The sequence below is a fragment of the Acinetobacter sp. IK40 genome (genome assembly GCF_035615075.1).
In the GTDB taxonomy this organism is placed as follows: Bacteria; Pseudomonadota; Gammaproteobacteria; order Pseudomonadales; family Moraxellaceae; genus Acinetobacter; species Acinetobacter courvalinii.
The window spans coordinates 83,475-102,122 of sequence record NZ_JANBOE010000007.1 but is presented as its reverse complement, the minus strand read 5'-3'; the positions used below and the strand labels follow the sequence as shown (position 1 = coordinate 102,122).

The following is an 18,648-nucleotide window of genomic DNA, read 5'->3' as shown; positions in this document are numbered from 1 at the left end:
CGCCATAGGGGAGACTATGCCATATTGATGATCATTTTAGGACAATGGATATGTCATGCGAGATCCGTTTGGATTGTTTCAGGAAACCATCTCGGTGTCTTATGCACACCTGTTATTAGAAATTGTGCATGATTATGCTGTTGATGCTGAAACAGTGTTGACCGGTACAGGATTAGCGCTTGCAGAAATGCAACAAGCCGATGCCAAAATGAGTGCGCATCAATGGTCAAAACTGGTGGTCAATGCGTTACGACTGACGGGCAATCCACGTCTGGGCATTGAATATGGCTTTAAATTACGTCCGACGTCGCATGGAGCCTTAGGTTTTGCGTTCCTGAGTTGTCCAGACGTTGAGACGGCCCTAAGTCTTTGCCAGCAGTATTTCTGTACACGGATCCAAAATTTTATTCCTGAATGGAATATTGATGGGGATGTTGTCTATGTGCATTTGAATGATGTACACCCTGTTAAGTTTGGCGATCAGCAGCAATCAAATCAATTAAGATCTTTTTTAATCGAGAGTCTACTTTTTGGTGCGATTCATTTTCTTGGTCTATTTTCCGAAAAGCTTGCTGCAAGCTGTGAAGTCTTTGTTGACTGGACCGATGCACAGAATTATAAAACGATTGATCTTGCTCAGATCAGGATGCATTTTAATCAGCAGCGTAATGGTTTACGTTTTCCCAAGCAATATCTGCAATGTAAAAACCCGAATGCAGATCAGGTTGCTTTTCAGCAGGCACTATCCTATTGCGAAAATGACAAGCTGAAATTATCCAAACACAACAGCCGAGATCTACAGAAAAGCATTCGCTCCGAATTGTTGTACAAGGGCGGCAGTGCTTATCCAAGCTTGCCTTTAATTGCACAGCGTTTGAATATGTCTGAACGAACCATCAAGCGGCATTTACAGGCACAAGGAACGACGTTCTTACAGATTCTGGCGGATGTTCGGTTTAATCAAGCCAAGAAGTTACTGCAACAGCCACAATATACTATTCAGGATGTTGCAGCTCTGGTGGGGTATGAAGAAGCCACTAATTTTATTCGCGCTTTTAAAAAGATGTTGGGGGCAACACCCAGTCAGTATCGGAAAAGCTATTTGTCCAAGGCCGATTCATCCGACATCTCCAACTGAACCGTTACAATAAAAAGTTCCAGTGAATGCTGAATCTGTTCCGTCCATTCAAAAGAACAATTCATACGGATAAAATGTTGATGTGAAGGCAATACATTAAATAAAGGGCTGGGGGCAACGCCGACCTGTTGCTGGATCAATTGTTCATAGATTTTCATACTGCTGACTTTATCGGGCAATTGAATCCAGAGAAAATAGCCACTCGGATAATTGTAGACCTTACAGCCTTTGGGTAAATGCTGTTTGAGATATTGAAAGAACTGCTTTTTATTCTTTTCCAAAGCCCGTCTGAGCGTTCTGAGGTGCTTTTCATAATGATGATGAGAGAGAAACTCAACCAGTGCATTCTGAATCAGCGCATTGGCTGAAATGGTGCTCATCAACTGTAGATGCTGAATATGCTCGGAAAATTTGCCTGCATAAACCCAGCCCATCCGGAAACCTGAACCTAGGGTTTTGGAAAAAGAAGAGCAGTGCAGCACCAGATTTTTCTGGTCAAAATACTTCATCGGCAAAGGTTTTTGATTGCCATAAAACAGTTCTTCATAGACATCATCTTCGATTAAATGGATTTGATGCTCATGCAATAGTTTGGCAATCTTATATTTAATTTCCTCGCTGACCGTAAATCCGATCGGGTTATGTGCATTGAGCATAAACCAACACACTTTAATCGGATAATTTTTAATGACCTGTTCAAAAGCTTCTATATCAAAGCCATGTTGCGGATGCTCAGGAATGGTGATCACCTTGAGTCCTAAACGCTCTGCAGCCTGCCAGGCTCCATAAAAAATGGTTTGCTGCAACAAAATATAATCGCCTGGTTGCGTAATCGCTTGCAGTGAAAGATTCAGGGCTTCTAAGCCGCCAGATGTAATCACAATGTCATCTGCATCCGTGGGGATGCCTTGCATACAGTAGCGTTGCGCGATCAGCTTTCTGAGCGCTAAATTGCCTGGCGGCAGATTGGTGGTTTGATCATAACTCTGCCGATTACGGGAAAGTTGCCCCATGATCTGAATCAGTTTGGGTGGATAGAGCAACTGGCTGTCCGGAAAAGCAGAGCCTAATGGACTGACGTGTTTGGATTGAATCGATTTAAGATATTTAAAAACCAGCGAGTTAATTTCAATCTTCGGATTTAAAGACACCACTGAATAGGCTTGCGGAATCTGGATATGATTGTGCTCAGCGACAAAATATCCCGATTTTTCTTTGGAATAAATCAGGCCTTGTGCTTCCAGTTCCTGATAGGCATTCATGACAGTAATGAGACTAAAGCCTGAGCGCTGGACCTGTTCACGTAAAGATGGCAGTTTGGTATGCGGTTTCCATGTCCCGTTTTCAATGAGAAGTTTCAGGTTATGCGCTAACTGTTCTGATTTATACATAAAATAGGGCTGATCCGAATAAACGGAGCAGCCTTGTTAAAAAGGCTGCTCCATTCCTAGTTCTAATAAGCAAACATCAATAGCAGTCTAAATAGACCAGCAATTATGGCGAGTGCAAAAAATCCAAGTAACCATAAGATTATAAACCATTGCGTTGAACTTAAATGCTGAGATTTTATTTTCATGCAACCTTCCTCCTTAGTGATAACCTGCATCACCGACACGGACCTTATCTCTAAACACCCAGTAGGAAAGGATGGTATAGGCAATGATAATCGGAATAAGAATTACCGCACCGACCAGCGCAAATTTCTGACTGGAAGCAGGGGCTGCTGCCTCCCAGATCGTAACCGATGGCGGAATAATATGCGGCCATAAACTAATGACAAAACCGGTGAAGGCCAAAAATACCAGTGCCAGGGTGTAGATAAATGGCTTTAAATCCTGACGCTTTTGACAGGCTTTTAAAATCAAGGCAGTAAAGAGCAACACCAAAACCGGTACAGGACTAAAATACAGCAGATTTGGCAAGGCAAACCAACGTGCTGCAATTTCAGGGTGAGTCAGCGGGGTATAAAGACTGACCCCGGCAAACACCACAAATAACAAGATGATCAGCTTCGGCATTAACCGATACATCTGGTCCTGTAATTCATGATCTGTTTTCATAATTAGCCAGCCACAACCCAGTGCTGCATACATGGCCACCACACCCAGTCCGGTAAACAGTGCGAAAGGGGTTAGCCAGTCCAGACCCGAGCCTGAGAAAATCCCGTTGGTCGTCTGGATTCCCTGAATATACGCCCCGAGAATCACGCCCTGAAAGAAGCTGGACAAGACCGAGCCCCAGATAAAGGCCAGATCCCATAAATGCTTGGTACGATTGGCCTTAAAGCGGAATTCGAAGGCCACACCACGGAAAATCAATGCAATTACCATCAAGGTAATTGGCATATACAGGGCAGAAAGTACGGTGGAATAGACCAGTGGAAAAGCAGCAAATAAGCCTGCACCACCAAGTACCATCCAGGTTTCATTGCCATCCCAGACCGGCGCGACGGTATTCATCATCACATCGCGCTCTTCACGGTTTTTAATAAAGGGGAACAGGATGCCAATGCCGAGATCAAAACCGTCCAGCACCACATAGATTAGTACACCCAGACCAATAATACCGACCCAGATCAGAGATAAATCAATCATGGCGTTTCTCCTTACTTTGATCTTGCCCGTCAATACTTTCATCAACAGCACTCAGTGGGCGCATCGGTGTTTTGAAATGTCCCGGACCTACGGGTTCATGTTCAATGGCATCAATAAATTCAGGACCTTTTTTCAGCAGTTTCAGCATATAGTAAATACCGCTACCAAAAACGATGGTATAGACCCCGACAAAGATAATCAGACTGATGCCGACCTGATCGGCGGTAACGGTCTGCGACAGACCATCTTTGGTGCGCATCACTCCATAAATCACCCAGGGCTGGCGTCCGACTTCAGTGGTGACCCAGCCTGCAAGCAGGGCGATATAACCTGCCGGTCCCATGACGAAAGCAAATTTGTGAAACCATGAAGTGCCATACAGTTTGCCTGTTTTACGCAGCCATAAAGCAACCAGTGAAAGCAGTACCATCAGCATGCCCAGACCGACCATGACGCGGAAACTCCAGAACACAATGGTGGCATTGGGACGATCTTCAGCTGCAAAGTCTTTTAAACCTGTGACTTTTCCATCCAGCGAGTGGGTCAGGATCAGGCTGCCGAGATGCGGAATTCCGATTTCATACAGATTTTCCTCTTTGTCCATGTCCGGAATGGCGAAAAGCAAGAGCGGCATGGATTCGTTATGGTTGGTTTCCCAGTGTCCTTCAATGGCTGCCAGTTTGGCGGGCTGATGCTTTAAGGTATTTAAACCATGATTGTCACCAATCACCACTTGCAGACATGACGTGACCAGAACCATCCATAGGCCCATTGAAAATGATTTTTTGACCAGTTCATCGCGACGGCCTTTAATTAAATGCCATGCAGCAGTACCCACCACGAGAAGTGACGAGACTAAAAATGCCGCCGCCGCCATATGCGCCAAGCGATAAGGGAAGGATGGATTGAAAACAATCGCCCACCAGTCGGTAGGAATCACGATCCCGTTTTCAATGCTAAATCCTTGCGGGGTTTGCATCCAGCTATTGGAGGACAGGATCCAGAACATGGAAATACAGGTGCCGATGGCAACCATCAAGGTGGCAAAAAAGTGTGCCTTGGGACTGACCCGTCCCCAACCGAACAGCATGATGCCGAGGAAGCCCGCTTCGAGGAAGAAAGCACTCAGTACTTCATAGGTCAGTAAGGGGCCGGTTACGCTCCCTGCGATTCGGGAAAATTCACTCCAGTTGGTTCCGAACTGATAGCTCATCACCACACCGGAAACCACGCCCATACCGAAGGCAACTGCAAAGATCTTGATCCAGAACTTGAACAGATCCTTATAAATCGGATTTTGGGTGCGAAGCCATTTCCACTCCAGCATGGCCAGAAAACAGGCCAGACCAATCGAGGTGGCAGGAAAGATAATGTGAAATGAAACAGTAAAGGCGAACTGTATTCGGGCTAATTCTAAGGCAGTAAAACCGAGATCCATATATCCTCTCCTATAACAGACGAGTAAAGCAGTCGCTAGGAAAATGTGAAAGAACGGACTTAAACGACTGAAAATACATAGAACCTTGTGACTGTTCTGGTAGGATTTAAAAGCCTTTTAAGTTTTATCCATCATCCCGTGTTCTGCTGTATATGAGTAGGTACAATTTCTTCTTGTTTTTTTATAACAGATAAGCTTGAGCTAAGTAATCTGTTATATTTTTTTAGCAAAATTCTGTAGCTATTCAGTATCAAGATGCTCATTCAAAATAGCATACACAACGATACAGTGTGTTAAATAATGATCAAGCATTGTAAGTCGTTTAAATGACAATACTTCGGACTGAATGGCGTTTAATTATGTTTATAACCCCAGAGCTTAATGCATTGACCCAGCTTTTTCAGGGCAAGGCACCATCGCGATCAGTACAAGAACAGTTACAACTTGAATATGTCAATCTTGAAGCAACGTTGTTAAGAGGCAAGGTGCTTAGAGATTTTTCTAAAGAAAAAGTCACCTACATTGCCCAAGCCCCGATTGCAGAAAATGAAGGGTATCTGGCTTATGTGTTTGCGCCATTTATTATTGCCAATTTAAATCAGCCGGTGATCTATATCACGCCGATTACAACATCAGTGTTATCCATTTTGAATCCGTATTATCAGGCAGAGAAAAGCATTCATCTCAAGATCGAAGAAGTGCTTGATAGTCTGAGACTCTATATTGAGCTGGTACATGATCCGAAAAATGAGCAGGATTTTCTTTTTCGGAGTTTGGTGAAAGCCCTGTGCAGAACAGATATTTCCCATATTTTTCTGGTGACTCATCTGCCGATCGATATGCATCAGCTCAAAATATTGCAAGATTATCTACAGGTCAGAATTACGGTGATTGATAGCGGTCAGGATGTACCTCAAGTGAATCATGAGATGATCAATATGCGCCAACTGTTGTTTAAAAATAAAGATGAATTCCATAAAGGAATTTGTACCTTATTTTCCAGTCTGAATGCCGGATTGGTGGCAAATATTGGCCAGTTTACCGAACAGCAGGCTGCGCATCTGATTGAAGATATGTTTTATTCCGAACACATTTTCGAGAAGTTGTCGGTCTATGCTGAATATATGCAGACCCGGATTCAAAATGGTGCCAGTTTTAAAGTTTTGTCCACGATATAAACAAGGTTAAACATTTCTTAATCTTTGAATAGGAGCAGACCTCATGTCGCAACAGCAATCCAAATTTCCCTATTTAGCAGTGGGTATCAGTATTTTGCTCGGCTGTTTATTTCTGGTGTTTTTCTTTTTGGCGGTGAGCAATCAACCTGATTACATGCCTTCGCAACAAAAGCAAAATTCGACCCAGACACAGCATCCCAACCAGACTGGTCAATAGTTGATGTAGCTGTTTATGTGGCTGACTGGCAAGGATTTGTTCGTCAGCTTTTTTTTGATTTATACATTCAATGGTTTCAAATTTTAAGTTTCATGTTAAGAGAATGGGACAAATCAGGAATAGAAAAATCACTGGATTCATGATAATCCTAGTTCATTAAGAAATGAAAATAGCTCAGCTGAGGGCGATGCAATGGATAATTCAGAACAAACGGTTCATAAACAAGAAAATAATGGCTATGCGAGAATTGAGCCATATACCCAGCCCGCAGGTGGATGGGGAGCATTGTTGAGTGTGGCACGTAATCTTAAACGCCAAGATATCCTCAAAAAAGGTTCGATCACTTTACTCAATATCAATCAGCCGACCGGTTTTGATTGTCCCGGTTGTGCATGGCCTGAGAAAAAAGATGCCCATGCCTTTAACTTTTGTGAGAACGGTGCCAAAGCCGTTGCCTTTGAAGCCACCAGTAAAACGGTGACACCAGAGTTTTTTGCTCAGCATACGGTCAGCTGGTTAGCCGAACAGAGTGATTTCTATCTGGAAGACTTAGGGCGTTTAACCGACCCGATGCGCTATGATCCTGTCACGGATAAATATGTACCGATTTCTTGGGATGATGCCTTTCAGCTGATTGCCAAACATTTACAAGCTTTAGACCATCCTGACCAGGCGGCATTCTATACCTCGGGACGAGCCAGTAATGAAGCGGCTTTTTTATATCAGCTGTTCGTCAGAAGCTTTGGTACCAATAACTTTCCAGACTGTTCCAATATGTGTCATGAAACCACCAGTGTGGGCTTGAAAGATGCCATTGGCTTAGGTAAAGGGACGGTTATTCTGGATGACTTTGATCAGGCAGATGCCATCTTTAGTTTTGGGCATAACCCCGGCACCAATCATCCGCGGATGCTTGCCACCCTGAGAGAGGTGTCAAGACGCGGAGGTAACATCGTTGCGATTAATCCGATTAAAGAACGTGGTTTGGAGCGCTTTCAAGATCCGCAAACTCCTCTGGAAATGATGACCAATGGCAGTACCCCGATCAGTCGCTATTACTTCCAGCCCAAAATTGGCGGTGATTACGCGCTGATGTTCGGGGTGATGAAGCATTTACTGGAATGGGATAAACAAGCCCTTGCCAAAGGGAAGCATAGCGTTTTTGACCGCAGTTTCATTGAAATGAATACCATCGGTTTCGATGAGATGCTGGCGGAAATTGACCGGACTGGATGGTCAGAAATTCACAAGCACACAGGACTTTCACCTGAACATTTACAATCCATTGCCCAGATGTATCTGGATGCAAAAACGGCTATTTTCTGTTGGGGCATGGGGATTACCCAGCATCGTCACGGCACTGCCAATATTCATATGCTGGCGAATCTGATGCTGGCACGCGGACATATCGGACGACCAGGTTCGGGGCTGTGTCCAGTGCGTGGGCATAGTAATGTGCAAGGCGACCGCACCATGGGCATCAATGAAAACCCAAGTGATAAGCTACTCGATAGTATTGATCGTGTATTTGGTATCAAATCGCCGCGTAAACATGGTTTTGGCGTGGTCGATACCATCAAGGCAATGTATGAAGGTGATGTCAAAGTCTTTATTGGTCTGGGCGGTAACTTTGCGGTCGCAACACCAGATACACCTTATACCCAAGAAGCTTTACGCCGTTGTAATTTAACCGTCAACATTACCACCAAGCTGAACCGTAGCCATCTGGTGTGTGGTCAGGATGCCCTGATGTTGCCATGTCTGGGGCGTACTGAAGTGGATATGCAGGTGCATGGCCCTCAAGCGATTTCGGTAGAAGATTCAATGTCGAACGTGCATCTTTCGGCAGGGCGTAATCCACCGATCTCTGAAAATATCTTGTCTGAACCCGATATTGTGGCGCGTATGGCGGAAGCCGCGTTACCCGACAGTAAGGTGAAATGGCGCTGGTATATTGAAAGTTATGACCGTATTCGTGATTCGATTGCCGAGGTATTTGACGAATTCCATGATTTTAACCAGCGGGTTTATCAACCGAGTGGTTTCCATTTAGAGCATCCAGCCAATCAGCATGTCTGGAATACCCCAAGTGGCAAAGCACAGTTCTTGATTACACCATTGTCCGAAGTGTATGAAGATAAAGAAAATCAGTATGCTGCTGCCTATAGCGAGCAGCAGGTCTATACCTTGATGACCACACGTTCGCATGACCAGTACAATACTACCTTATATGGCCTGGATGACCGTTATCGCGGTGTATTCGGGCAACGCCGTGTACTGTTTATGAATCAGGCGGATATTGATGCAGCAGGCTTTGTAGCTGATCAATGGGTTGATATCGAAAGTGTCTTCTCGGATGGGGTTAAACGAGTCGTGCATAGTTTCCGCATCGTACCTTATAACATTCCACAAGGCAGTCTGGCCGCCTATTATCCAGAGACCAATCCATTGGTGGCCTTAGGCAGTCATGATAAATATGCCAAAATTCCAGCATCAAAAAGTATCCCTGTAATCCTGCATGCAGGTCAGGCGCCTGAGCATTTTAACTTGGCGGTTGCAGTCGATCCTGAACACGCCAATGAGCGCGTCGGTGGCGTCTAGTTGCACTGAAGTTAAGAGGTCAATTGTGGATACCAAAACACGCGGCTATGAAACGGTGCCAGTGCATCGTTTCCATCAGGATCATTCTGAAAATGAAATGGATTATATTGTTCAGGAGTATCCTGTAGCGCTGATTTATAATGGCATCTCGCATGCCGTGATGATGGCAACGCCGTCAGACCTTGAGGTATTTGCCAAGGGTTTTAGTCTCTCGGAAGGAATATTGCACAGTCTAAACGAGTTGTATTCGCTTGAAATTCGTCACAATGCATTAGGGGTTGAGGTCGATATGACGATTTCTTCTCGTGCATTTATGGCGCTTAAGCAACATCGCCGAATGATGGTGGGTCGGACTGGCTGCGGTTTGTGCGGGATTGAAAGCTTAAAGCAATTTTATGCTGATCTGCCATTGGTGAGCAGCAAGGTTTCGTCCTTGTGGCTCAAGCAAATTCCAAATGCCATTGCTCAACTGAAAGCCCGACAAAAAATTACTGAACTCACTGGTGGCGCGCATGCTGCGGCATGGGTGGTCCAAGGGCAAATCGTGGCACTCTTTGAAGATGTCGGCAGGCATAATGCCTTGGATAAACTACTTGGTCATTTGGCTGAGCAAAAACTGAATGTTGCCGAGGGCTTTGTGGTGATGACCAGTCGCGCCAGTTATGAGCTGATTCGCAAATGCGCACAATACAATATTGCCTTATTGGCGACCATTTCTGCGCCAACCAGTATGGCGATTGAAATGGCCAAGCAATTAAACCTTAGCTTGGCTAGTTTTTGTCGGGGTGAGAGCTTTGTGTTATATACAGAATAAATCTAAAAAAATGTGTAGGATATCAACATTAAGTTTTTTTATTCCCCGATATTATGAATATACCTTTAAGACCTCAGCCTGTAATTAATAATCTTTCAGGTGAAAATGCTTTATTTATCGTACTTGGCATCAATACCAATCCAGATCATTCCGGTGTAATTGATTTCCTTGCTAATTTTTCCGCATTGGTCCGCAGTCTGACCAATCGTTTTCCGAATAGTAATTTCAGTGCTTCGGTGGGAATTGGTTCAAATGCCTGGGATTTGCTGTTCCCTGATTTAAATAAACCGAAAGAGCTGGCACCATTTCAAGAGATCAAAGGGCCAAGACATACCGCGGTAGCGACAACAGGCGATTTATTCTTTCATATCCGTGCCAACCAGATGGCGATTTGCTATGAACTTGCCTCAATTTTGCATGAGCAACTCAAAGAGGATACCTATCCAATTAGCGAGACCAAAGGTTTTAGATACTTTGATGGTCGCGCGATTATTGGTTTTGTAGATGGGACTGAAAATCCTGAGCATGAAATTGCCAAAGAGATTGCTTATGTCGGTTCAGAAGATACCGAGTTCCTAGGTGGCAGTTATGTGTTTATTCAAAAGTACCTACATAACATGGAAATGTGGAAGGGTCTAAGCACCGAAGAACAGGAAAAAGTGATTGGTCGAAAGAAATATGACGATGTTGAACTTGGTGATGATGTCAAACCGCAAAGTGCACATAATGTCGCGAGTAAGGCCCATGATGCGGACGGCAACGAACTTAAAATTTTAAGAGCCAATATGCCATTTTCCAATCCAACTGAAGGGGAATATGGCACTTTCTTTATAGGCTATTCACGCTCTTTTAATATCACCAAAACCATGCTTGAAAATATGTTCTTGGGTAAAGAAACCGGACATGTCGACCGCTTACTGGATTTCAGTACACCTGTTTCAGGCAGCTTGTTCTTTGTCCCGACCTTTGATTTTCTCGAAGATTTAGGCGAATAAGTTGAATCCGCTGAAATAAATCAGCTTATTTCAGCGGTAAATGTTTTATGGGCTTATCAGATATTGTTGTAACTGTTCACGGAATTGATCAGGAATACGCCCTGATTTTTGTGTGCTGAAATCAAAATACACCTGAACAGCCTTGCCACGGGCAACGCAATGATCATTTTGCCAAGCTTCATGGGCAACTACGAATGAAGAGTTACCGATATGCTCGATCCATGTTTTGATTTCGATGTCAGCACCGTAATAGATCTGGGCAACAAAATCGACTTCAACACGCGCCAGAATCAAAGGCAGATTTTTAATTTCCATACCCGGGTTAAACAGACGGAAAACAGGTTCGCGTGCGGTTTCAAACCAGCCAGTGATCACGGTATTGTTGATATGCCCGAAAGCATCGGTTTCATAGAATCTTGGGGTAATCGAAAGTGTGAACATAGTGAAGTAATTATTTTCTCATTTAAACCCATCTACTATAAAGGCTGACGCTTGCATACGTCAGCCCTGATAACAGACTTAGGCGACTACTTTAATCACTTTACTTTCGATACGGTAGTCCTTCAGATTCACATGGTGCAGTTTGTGTTTAATCACAAAACCAAATTCAGGCCAGATGATATGATTACGACCGGCGTCATCTAAATAATAACTCTTACAGATATCAGCTCTGACGGGCATTTTCGCCAGACGTTTATCGATGCGGGCATTAAATTGTTTTTGCACGGATTCTTTCACTTCAATGTAATCGATACGCCGTTGTTGCATGAGTTTAATGGCTTTGGAAATATAGACGGATTGTTGTTCTGCCGTCCACATCACTGAGCCGACTGTATTTTGCGAATTAGGACCGAGCATCATAAACATATTCGGAAAACCATAAATCGACATCCCCATGTAGGCGCGTGGTTGACGTTGCCATGTATCACTCAGGCTGCGACCTTCAACCCCTTTAATTATTTTATAAATCGCAGGCTCAGCGACCGCATAACCTGTACCAAAAATAATCGCATCTACCTGAATTTCTTTGCCATCTTCACCGACAACACCTCGCTCAGTGATATGTGAAAGGCCTTGGAACAGCACAGATACATTGGGTTTCACCAGCGCAGCATACCAGTTATTGGAAAACATCGGGCGTTTGCATCCCAAGGTATGTGTAGGAGTAACTGCTTGACGCATTTCAGGGTCTTTGATATTCAGATTGATATTGAGTTTACCCAGAGCTTGCAGCTTTTCCATGATCTTGATGTTCATAAATACAGGAAGTGAGGGCTCTAAACTCCACAAAGCGCCTTCACGAATGATTTTCTCTAACAATGGTGCTTTTTTGAAAACCGTTTTCACAATATTTGGTACAGCAAAATCAGGTTTAGGTAGTACCCAAGATGGGGTACGTTGAAAACTGTATAAATGCCCAACTTTTGGCTGAATTGCGGGTAAGAATTGAATTGCTGATGCACCGCTACCGATCACGGCAACACGTTTACCTGTTAAATCGTATTCGTGGTTCCATTTGCCGGAATGAAACATGGTGCCTTTGAATTGCTCTTGTCCTGGAAAGCTGGGCATTTTGGCTTCACCAATGAAGCCCGTTGCCGGAACAAAAAATTTCGCACTGTAGCTTTTACCATCCGCTGTGCTGATTATCCAGCGATTCAATCCTTTGTCCCATCGGGCTTCGGTCACTTCAGTGCTCAACTGAATCTGGGAAACAATATTAAACTGATGTGCCACATCTTCTAAATATTGGCGAATTTCAGCCTGAGGGGCATATGTGCGTGACCAATTAGGATTGGGTGCAAAGCCCAGCGAATACATTTCACTTGGAACATCACAAAACAGGCTTGGGTAATCATTCAGTGCCCATGTACCCCCAATACGGTTGGCCATATCCAGAATCACGACATTGTGAATGCCTTGCTCCTTTAACTTTATACAGGTACTCAGTCCAGAGGGTCCTGCACCAATAATCAATACATCAACCAGTTGGGTGGGTTTGGATGGTTTAACTGCTTTATTCATTGGAAAATCCTGGTATGAAATAGATATATACCTAAACAAAAAGGTTCAAATTAGTATTTAGACGGCGGTCTGTTGAAAATGCTCAAGCAGTAACTCAGCAACACGCTGCGGTTGCTCTGCCTGTAAGAAATGCCCACAATTGGGTAAATGAATACTGCGTAAGCCTTGAGGAAAATGTCTGGATTGGGCCAAAGCTCGATGTAATGGAATACTCATGCAGCCATCATCTAATCCAGCCAAAGCCAATGTGGGAAGCTGGATTGGGCAGAGTAAATCTCGGTTGGCCTTTAAGTTGATAGGATGATGAACTGCAAATAAGCTACGGTAGTAGCGCGTGGCTGCCCATGCGATTTGCGGCTGGCTAAAAGCCTCACGCGTGGCTGCAAAATCTGCTTGTGTAAATTGCCATGTGGGTGACCATTTTCTCCAGATTTTTGCAACAAACTCAGCCTGATTTTGCGATAGCAAGGTTGTGGCAAAATGCGATTGCATCAGCAACATATAAGAAGATAAATAGAGTTGCTTTGGAAAATATTTTAAATTGGTCAAAATATTCTGCATGGCAGGAATCGGAGGAACGGCCAGCAAGCTCATACTATACAGCGAGGCCGTATATTGATTGGCATAGCACATGGCGATGGCTGCTCCCCAGTCATGTCCCACCAGATGAAATTTTTGAGCACCAAGTATTTCTAACCAAGCTTTTAAGTCAGCAGTTGCAGAGGCCAAGCCATAGTGAGCATTGCTGCTTACTGAATCGAGTGTATAACCCCGTAACCAAGGGATGAGAACTTGATAGCCTGCATCGACCAGGATCGGGTAAAGCTTGTCCCAGCAATGCGGTGTATCTGGAAAGCCATGTAGCAACACCACTAGAGGATGATCAGGGTGACCATACAGATTGGCCTGCAAGCTTAATCCGTCACGTTGCAGAATGAGTTGATCACTTTTCATAACGGCCTCAGCGATTCATTTTGGCTGCAAGCGCTTGAGCATAGGCTTCGGCAACTTGTTGGGCAGCAGGGGAATTAGCGATATAAGCCAGCGCCTTTTTCACATCACCATCATGTTCCGGATGATAGTTAAATTTACTCCAGCCTTTCAGTGCGGTCAGAATCATCACTAGATCGGGGAGGCTTTTTTTCTGCTTTGCGGTTTGCTGAAACGCCCAGATCAACGCCAATGGATTCTTGCGGGAAATTCGTTTTGCTTCAGGGGTATTGTCCAACTTACACAGATAGACAGATGCACCTAACCAGAACCCGACCATTGCAATAAAGGCGAAGCTCATACTGAGCTGACGACCTAAATAGCCTTTGAGATGATCACCAGCCAGTGCACGATAAGCATCATAACCAACAGTACGATGTTCAACTTCTTCGGCACCATGCCAACGTACAATATCCAGCATCGCAGGGTCGGCATGTTCGAGACCTTCGGCATCTAGCACCCAAGTGCCGAAGAAGCAAAAATAATGTTCCAAACCGGCAATGATGCCCATACGAAAGGCAAGCCACTGTTTCGAATAGCGTTTAAAAGGTCCATAAATTCCAAAGGGGGTATCGCCCATAAAACCATCTTTAAACATCCACTCTAAAAAATGTTTAAAAGGTGTCGGGTCGATACCATGGGTCTGGAAATAAATTTCAGCGCCCTTGTGTGCATTGGCATGGGCTGCTTCCTGAGCAATAAATCCACGGATATCGGCTTTCAGATTTTTGTCGTTGACATAGGGCAAGGTTTTATTGGCAAGACGACAGAACCAGTGCTCAACAGCAGGCAATAACACATGCATGCTGTTGAGTACATGAGTGGCCAATACATCATCGGGAACCCAATGGCGAGGTGTTTGGGAAAAATCAAAATGTACTTTACGGGCAATAATCTGATGATCAATAAACTTATTCATCGTTCGACTCCTGTCTGTTTGGCTCAGATTGAAATCGCTTCAATTTTTTTGATTAAGCTGCGGGACTGGATATAACCATTGGCAGCAAACCATTGCAGTGCATCTCGGACAGCAATCTCGACAGGAGTTTGTGGTAAACCCAATTCCTGTACCGCTTTGGCGCAATTAAAAGAGGTGCCTAATTGCCCGATTTTTGCTGCTGATGGGGTGACCAACGGTGCTTTATGGGTAATATGCTGGGTCACCCATAACGCGGCATGTCCTGCTAGTTGGGAGGAAACACCTTCAATCAGGTGGGGAATGGTGATCACCGGTCGCCAAATGCCCAATAAATGATGAACAGTTTTCGCCATGGCAACACCATCCAGATCTCTATTTCCCAGAATATAGGTTTCACCTGCTAGGCCTTTTTCTGCAGCCAGCACATGGCCTTTGGCAACATCTCTGACATCAATCATATTGTTGATCGCAGCTGGCACAGCGAGCGCTGGCATCTGGGCAATCGTTAACAGTAATTTTCCTGTTGGCGTTGGCGCGATATCTTGGGGACCAATTGGCCCTGTTGGACAAACGATCACCACATCTAGACCGCCTGCTGCAAACTGTAAGACGATTTGGTGTGCTTCAAATTTGGTCAATACATAAGCATCACCTGTTGCACCTAAAGCAAAAGGGCTTTGTTCTGTGGCCTGAATGCCTTTGGGTTGGCCTGCAAAACATGCACCTGTACTGGTATAAACCACCCGTTTAATCCCGGCTTTTTTCGCGGCATTGAGCACAATACGCGTGCCTTCCACATTGACCTTGCGCATCAACTCTGGTTTTGGCAGCCATAAGGCGTAGATCGCAGCGGTATGAAAGACTAAATCACAGCCTTCAACAGCTTTATCCATTTTGATTGGGTCGGTAATATCGCCTGCAATCAGTTCAACATCCAGCCCCTCAAGATTGCTTAGTTTTTCCTGAGGCAGATGTAATACGCGAACTTCATAATTTTGATTGAGCAGTGTTCGTACAATATGCGAACCAATAAAACCAGCACCACCGGTAACCAGAGCTTTCATATTTCACCAACTTCCTTCAATTAGTATCCAGAATCGAGCTGGATAAAAATGCGACAATTTTGTTGTTGGTACTATGCCGAATCACCGATATGTGTCATAGTTCTTGAAATGACAGTTTTGACCATTTTACGACATTCTGTATAAAACATTGATGAGATAACGCTTGTGAATCCATCTTTACCTGGAACCTACGTCAGTCTGATGGCGGATGTAGTACAAAAATTAAATATTTCTGCAGAGCAATTACTGGAAGGAAGTGGCGTTGGCGTCGAGCAACTTTCAGAACCGTTTTGGTATTTAGATTTCGATATTTTCAATAATTTATTGAATCGAGCGGTTGAACTCACCCATGAACCTGCGTTGGGCGTTTATCTCGGATTACAAATGACCGTGTCATGCCATGGCTCAGTTGGTCTGGCCGCCATGGTTTCACAAAATCTTGGTGAAGCACTGAATGTCATGGAGCAGTTTATTGGTCTGCGTTGTCCTGCATTAAAACCGCGTCTTGAAGTTGAAAATGGGCTGGCTTCACTTTATTTAGACCAGCCGATGACAAATTTTAAGATGGGGATTGTCGGCATGACCTTTTTGATGGTGGGTTTTGCGCAGATGTCGAATGCCATCACTGGAACTAAATTAAAGATTAAGGCCGAACTGAATTATGTTGAACCTGTATTTTTAGCGCAAGTTCAAGAGTTATTGCCTTGTGAGATCAGTTTTAATCAAGACCATAACCGACTGATTTTCCCTGAAAGTTACTTGGCACTGCCGCTGATTATGGCGGATCCTTTAGCTGCACGTTTGGCACGAGAACAATGTAAACATGATTTGAATAAGTTGGTGGCTAAACGAGGTGAGAAACATCCACTCACGGCTTTGGTGCGTGAATTGCTTTTTGATGAGGTGGAAGGTTTTTTCAAAATGAAAGAGGTTGCAGATAAGCTGCATCTGACTGAGCGAACGTTACAGCGTCAATTGGCAAAAGAGGGAACCACTTTTCAGATGCTCATGGATCAAGTCCGAGAGCGATATGCTAAAAAATTACTGAATCATCATGAATATAGTATTTCCTTTATTTCAGAGAAGTTAGGCTACTCTGATGTTACCCATTTCACCCGTGCATTTAAGCGTTGGACAAATCAGACCCCAAAGCAATATCGCAATTTACGAGAATCGATCTCTAGTTAACATCAGGTTGTTCATTTCAGACAAAAAAGTGAGATACCTTAACTAAAGATCGAGTGCAAAAAAGTGGAAATCTACGCTGCTGGTTGAGACAATCCGCCGCCTAAGGCTTTATAGAGCTCGATCTGGTTATTCAACTTGGTTTGTTCCAGCATCAGTAAGCCTTGTTGGGCGGCATAAGCAGAACGTTGCGCATCCAGCACGGTCAGATAACTGTCAATGCCTGCTCTAAAGCGAGCCGTGGATAATTTATAGGTGGTCTCAGTTGCAGCAACCAAACGGCGTTGTGCACTCAAACGCTCATCAATATGAGCACGGGCGGCAAGAGCATCATTCACTTCACGAAAAGCGGATTGAATGGCTTTTTCATAGTCGGAAACAGCAATTTTTTGCTCAGTTTCTAAAATTTTAATATTGGCTTTACGCGTTCCCCAGTCAAAGATTGGAAGATCAATACTTGGTCCAACTGACCAAGAGAAACCTCCTGATTTAAATAAATCTTTGAGATCTGTCGATGCATATCCGGCTGAACCTGTCAGGCTAATGGTCGGGAACATACGTGCTTTGGCTGCACTGATATTTGCTCCAGCAGCACGGAGTTGATATTCAGCAGCTTTTAGGTCCGGACGGTTATTCAGTAAGTCACTGCTTAAGCCTGTTGCAAAGCGACTTTCAGCACTAATGGTTTTTACGGCTTGATAGGGCAGAAGATTTTGAGGAAGCGTTTGACCAGCCAATAGGTTCAGTAAGTTTTGTGCCTGTGCAACCTGCGTCTTATACGTCGCGACATCATTACGAGCTGTTTCAACCGATATCTGTGCCTGTCGTAACGGAACTTCACTATCAATTCCGACATCAAAACGTTTTTTGTTGAGGTTAAAGGAATCAAGCTGGGCTTTTAAGGTCTGCTCTGCAAGATTTAAATTGGCCTGGGCAAAGGCATAATTCAACCAAGCTTGGCTGACTTGACTCACCAGACTAATCTGAGTCGCATCTCTGGCACTCTGGGTGGCAAGGTAATGATTCAGTGCTGCATCTTTTAAACTTTGTACACGGCCCCAAAAATCCAGCTCATAAGCCGTCATCCCTAGTCCGACTTGAAAAGTTGAATAGGGATTGTTTGGATTTACAGATGGATTCACCTGTCGTACCGCACTACCATTTGCTCCAATGGTAGACAGCTGCTCATTTTTACTGATCTGATATTGCTGTTGCGCACGCTGAATATTAAGTGTTGCAGTACGTAAATCACGGTTATGATTTAAACTGATTTCAATCACTTGTAACAAACGTGAATCAGAAAAAAATTGTTGATAACCCTGATTGGCAATTGAATTTCCAGTTGTGGTTTGAGAAAAATTTTGTGGAATATCGGATTGAATTACAGGTTGGGGTGCCTGCAGATTCATACATGCCGTTAGGGCAATCGAAAGCGTAGACACTAGTAAGCCACGAGATAAGACAGTCGCTTTAGACATGGTCTTCTCCAA

Annotated in this window: 16 protein-coding genes; 7 read left to right on the top strand and 9 right to left on the bottom strand. The window is 44.1% G+C overall.

What is annotated here, in order from left to right; all coding sequences use genetic code 11:
• The first annotated feature begins 55 nt into the window (after nucleotides 1-55).
• Complete coding sequence (locus MSG93_RS13370) at nucleotides 56-1,138, top strand: AraC family transcriptional regulator (RefSeq protein WP_324622162.1); 1,083 nt, start codon at nucleotides 56-58, stop codon at nucleotides 1,136-1,138.
• Here MSG93_RS13370 and MSG93_RS13365 read toward each other — a convergent pair.
• The 3 genes from MSG93_RS13365 to MSG93_RS13355 form a co-directional block, all read right to left on the bottom strand.
• Nucleotides 1,099-2,529: a PLP-dependent aminotransferase family protein gene (locus MSG93_RS13365; protein WP_324622161.1), complete on the bottom strand. Its 1,431-nt coding sequence runs from the start codon at nucleotides 2,527-2,529 to the stop codon at nucleotides 1,099-1,101. The two genes, MSG93_RS13370 and MSG93_RS13365, sit on opposite strands and share 40 nt — an antisense overlap.
• 198 nt (nucleotides 2,530-2,727) lie before the next feature.
• Nucleotides 2,728-3,732, bottom strand: a complete 1,005-nt coding sequence (gene cydB / locus MSG93_RS13360; RefSeq protein WP_005286769.1) for a cytochrome d ubiquinol oxidase subunit II — start codon at nucleotides 3,730-3,732, stop codon at nucleotides 2,728-2,730.
• A complete protein-coding gene (locus tag MSG93_RS13355) occupies nucleotides 3,725-5,170 on the bottom strand; it encodes a cytochrome ubiquinol oxidase subunit I (RefSeq protein WP_324622160.1) in 1,446 nt (481 codons plus the stop codon). Before MSG93_RS13355 ends, cydB begins: the two co-directional genes overlap by 8 nt.
• 359 nt (nucleotides 5,171-5,529) lie before the next feature.
• Between MSG93_RS13355 and MSG93_RS13350 the strand changes: the two genes are divergently transcribed.
• The 5 genes from MSG93_RS13350 (at nucleotide 5,530) to MSG93_RS13330 (ending at nucleotide 10,975) form a co-directional block, all read left to right on the top strand.
• On the top strand, nucleotides 5,530-6,348 hold the full coding sequence (locus tag MSG93_RS13350; RefSeq protein WP_324622159.1) for a hypothetical protein: 819 nt from the start codon (nucleotides 5,530-5,532) through the stop codon (nucleotides 6,346-6,348).
• A gap of 43 nt (nucleotides 6,349-6,391) precedes the next feature.
• Nucleotides 6,392-6,565, top strand: coding sequence for a hypothetical protein (locus MSG93_RS13345; RefSeq protein ID WP_324622158.1), 174 nt, complete (start codon nucleotides 6,392-6,394; stop codon nucleotides 6,563-6,565).
• A gap of 192 nt (nucleotides 6,566-6,757) precedes the next feature.
• Nucleotides 6,758-9,166 carry an FdhF/YdeP family oxidoreductase gene (locus MSG93_RS13340; RefSeq protein WP_324622157.1) on the top strand — a complete coding sequence of 803 codons (2,409 nt, stop codon included), beginning with the start codon at nucleotides 6,758-6,760 and terminating at the stop codon, nucleotides 9,164-9,166.
• A 25-nt stretch (nucleotides 9,167-9,191) separates the two neighbouring features.
• Nucleotides 9,192-9,980 (top strand): formate dehydrogenase accessory sulfurtransferase FdhD, encoded by a 789-nt coding sequence (fdhD, locus tag MSG93_RS13335; RefSeq protein ID WP_324622156.1) that lies wholly within the window; start codon nucleotides 9,192-9,194, stop codon nucleotides 9,978-9,980.
• Between the two features lie 53 nt (nucleotides 9,981-10,033).
• Entirely contained in the window at nucleotides 10,034-10,975 is a 942-nt protein-coding gene (locus MSG93_RS13330) for a Dyp-type peroxidase (RefSeq protein ID WP_324622155.1), read from the top strand.
• 45 nt (nucleotides 10,976-11,020) lie between these two features.
• Here MSG93_RS13330 and MSG93_RS13325 read toward each other — a convergent pair whose 3' ends face one another.
• The 5 genes from MSG93_RS13325 to MSG93_RS13305 form a co-directional block, all read right to left on the bottom strand.
• Nucleotides 11,021-11,416, bottom strand: a complete 396-nt coding sequence (locus tag MSG93_RS13325; protein ID WP_009509680.1) for an acyl-CoA thioesterase — start codon at nucleotides 11,414-11,416, stop codon at nucleotides 11,021-11,023.
• Nucleotides 11,417-11,494: 78 nt separating this feature from the next.
• Nucleotides 11,495-13,000, bottom strand: a complete 1,506-nt coding sequence (locus MSG93_RS13320) for an NAD(P)/FAD-dependent oxidoreductase (protein WP_324622154.1) — start codon at nucleotides 12,998-13,000, stop codon at nucleotides 11,495-11,497.
• Between the two features lie 57 nt (nucleotides 13,001-13,057).
• Complete coding sequence (locus MSG93_RS13315; protein ID WP_324622153.1) at nucleotides 13,058-13,954, bottom strand: alpha/beta hydrolase; 897 nt, start codon at nucleotides 13,952-13,954, stop codon at nucleotides 13,058-13,060.
• A gap of 7 nt (nucleotides 13,955-13,961) precedes the next feature.
• Nucleotides 13,962-14,909 carry a metal-dependent hydrolase gene (locus tag MSG93_RS13310; protein ID WP_324622152.1) on the bottom strand — a complete coding sequence of 316 codons (948 nt, stop codon included), beginning with the start codon at nucleotides 14,907-14,909 and terminating at the stop codon, nucleotides 13,962-13,964.
• Between the two features lie 23 nt (nucleotides 14,910-14,932).
• Nucleotides 14,933-15,973: an NAD-dependent epimerase/dehydratase family protein gene (locus MSG93_RS13305; RefSeq protein WP_324622151.1), complete on the bottom strand. Its 1,041-nt coding sequence runs from the start codon at nucleotides 15,971-15,973 to the stop codon at nucleotides 14,933-14,935.
• 165 nt (nucleotides 15,974-16,138) lie between these two features.
• On the opposite strand from MSG93_RS13305, the gene MSG93_RS13300 reads away from it, so the two are divergent.
• Nucleotides 16,139-17,161 (top strand): AraC family transcriptional regulator, encoded by a 1,023-nt coding sequence (locus MSG93_RS13300; protein WP_262755620.1) that lies wholly within the window; start codon nucleotides 16,139-16,141, stop codon nucleotides 17,159-17,161.
• Nucleotides 17,162-17,232: 71 nt separating this feature from the next.
• Here MSG93_RS13300 and adeC read toward each other — a convergent pair whose 3' ends face one another.
• Entirely contained in the window at nucleotides 17,233-18,636 is a 1,404-nt protein-coding gene (gene adeC, locus MSG93_RS13295; protein WP_324622150.1) for an AdeC/AdeK/OprM family multidrug efflux complex outer membrane factor, read from the bottom strand.
• Nucleotides 18,637-18,648 lie beyond the last annotated feature (12 nt).

What these genes read in the sequence shown, in the direction of transcription:
- MSG93_RS13355 (WP_324622160.1), bottom strand. Translation starts at nt 5,170, where the DNA reads ATGGATCTCGGTTTTACTGCCTTAGAATTAGCCCGAATACAGTTCGCC.
- MSG93_RS13305 (WP_324622151.1), bottom strand. Translation starts at nt 15,973, where the DNA reads ATGAAAGCTCTGGTTACCGGTGGTGCTGGTTTTATTGGTTCGCATATT.
- MSG93_RS13350 (WP_324622159.1), top strand. Translation starts at nt 5,530, where the DNA reads ATGTTTATAACCCCAGAGCTTAATGCATTGACCCAGCTTTTTCAGGGC.
- MSG93_RS13315 (WP_324622153.1), bottom strand. Translation starts at nt 13,954, where the DNA reads ATGAAAAGTGATCAACTCATTCTGCAACGTGACGGATTAAGCTTGCAG.
- MSG93_RS13325 (WP_009509680.1), bottom strand. Translation starts at nt 11,416, where the DNA reads ATGTTCACACTTTCGATTACCCCAAGATTCTATGAAACCGATGCTTTC.
- MSG93_RS13340 (WP_324622157.1), top strand. Translation starts at nt 6,758, where the DNA reads ATGGATAATTCAGAACAAACGGTTCATAAACAAGAAAATAATGGCTAT.
- MSG93_RS13365 (WP_324622161.1), bottom strand. Translation starts at nt 2,529, where the DNA reads ATGTATAAATCAGAACAGTTAGCGCATAACCTGAAACTTCTCATTGAA.
- cydB (WP_005286769.1), bottom strand. Translation starts at nt 3,732, where the DNA reads ATGATTGATTTATCTCTGATCTGGGTCGGTATTATTGGTCTGGGTGTA.
- MSG93_RS13370 (WP_324622162.1), top strand. Translation starts at nt 56, where the DNA reads ATGCGAGATCCGTTTGGATTGTTTCAGGAAACCATCTCGGTGTCTTAT.
- MSG93_RS13330 (WP_324622155.1), top strand. Translation starts at nt 10,034, where the DNA reads ATGAATATACCTTTAAGACCTCAGCCTGTAATTAATAATCTTTCAGGT.
- MSG93_RS13345 (WP_324622158.1), top strand. Translation starts at nt 6,392, where the DNA reads ATGTCGCAACAGCAATCCAAATTTCCCTATTTAGCAGTGGGTATCAGT.
- MSG93_RS13310 (WP_324622152.1), bottom strand. Translation starts at nt 14,909, where the DNA reads ATGAATAAGTTTATTGATCATCAGATTATTGCCCGTAAAGTACATTTT.
- MSG93_RS13320 (WP_324622154.1), bottom strand. Translation starts at nt 13,000, where the DNA reads ATGAATAAAGCAGTTAAACCATCCAAACCCACCCAACTGGTTGATGTA.
- adeC (WP_324622150.1), bottom strand. Translation starts at nt 18,636, where the DNA reads ATGTCTAAAGCGACTGTCTTATCTCGTGGCTTACTAGTGTCTACGCTT.